Here is a 1,166-nt window from a genome sequence, read left to right on the forward strand (position 1 = left end):
GAGTACGCCCCGCGGGGCGTCCGCTTCAACACGGTCTCGCCGGGGGCGGTACGGGGGTGTGGCCGGGGCCGAGTTCGCTGCCGGATTCCCGCCAGCCGACCGGGGCGCGGCGGCGCAGGATCGTGGGCACGGCCTTCGGTTCGCCCCCTTCGGGGCCACGGGCCGCAACCCTAGGAGACCCCTCATGGACCTGCACCTTTCCGGCCGCACCGCGCTCGTCACCGGCGCCTCGAAGGGCATCGGCCTCGCGGTGGTGAGCACCCTGCTCGACGAGGGCGCGCGCGTGGTCGCGGTCTCTCGCCGCACCAGCCCGGAGCTGGAGAAACTGGCTCGCCCCGAGCTCGTCCACGTACCGGCCGACCTCATGGACCCCGGGGCCCCCGCGCGCGTGGTGGCCCGTACCGTCGAGGAGTTCGGCGCCCTGGACGTCCTGGTCAACAACGCGGGCGGCCCGCCGCCGGGTGTGACCCTGCCGCGCACCTCGTTCCTGGACGCGGACGACCCGGACTGGTCGGCGATCTTCGAGTTCAACCTGTTCTCGGCGGTACGGACGGTCCGCGCGGCCCTGCCGCACCTCCTCGCCGACGGCGGCGGCGCCGTCGTCACCGTCTCCACCGCCCTGGCCCGCCAGCCCTCGGTCGGCAACGCCGAGTACGGCGCGGCCAAGGCGGCCCTGACCAACCTCACCAAGGTCCTGTCGGAGGAGTACGCCCCGCGGGGCGTCCGCTTCAACACGGTCTCGCCGGGGGCGGTACGGACCGCGTGGTGGACCGAGGAGGGCGGCGCGGCCGATGTGATCGCGGCCATGGCGGGCTCGGACCGGGACACGGTGATGGACAGCCTGGCCCCGCAGATGATGAACCTGTCCACCGGCCGTCTGGTGACCCCGCAGGAGATCGCCGACGCGGTGGTCCTGCTGGCCTCCCCGAGGTCGGGCAGTACGACGGGGACGGACCTCGTCGTCGACGGGGGTTACCTCAAGGCGGCGTGAGGGCCGAGCGGGAGGGCATGTGCCCCGGTCCGGTCCCGATGGCCGAAAAGCTACGGTCGCCCCGCTTTGTCGGTACGTAGGGATTCCGGAAAAATTACTGCCCGCAGTTGTACAACCCTTCTGGCGTGACGGGTGTCTTAGTTGGCGTCGGTGTTCCGGGGGAGGGATCCGGGGG

1 protein-coding gene is annotated in these 1,166 nt (G+C 72.5%); it reads left to right on the forward strand.

The annotated features are described in order from the left end of the window. Nucleotides 1-184: 184 nt before the first annotated feature. Nucleotides 185-991, forward strand: coding sequence for an SDR family NAD(P)-dependent oxidoreductase (locus tag ACJA3G_RS37355; RefSeq protein ID WP_406557453.1), 807 nt, complete (start codon nucleotides 185-187; stop codon nucleotides 989-991). Nucleotides 992-1,166 lie beyond the last annotated feature (175 nt).

Source organism: Streptomyces sp. YS-3, assembly GCF_045257485.1.
Classification (GTDB): Bacteria; Actinomycetota; Actinomycetes; order Streptomycetales; family Streptomycetaceae; genus Streptomyces.

What these genes read in the sequence shown, in the direction of transcription:
- ACJA3G_RS37355 (WP_406557453.1), top strand. Translation starts at nt 185, where the DNA reads ATGGACCTGCACCTTTCCGGCCGCACCGCGCTCGTCACCGGCGCCTCG.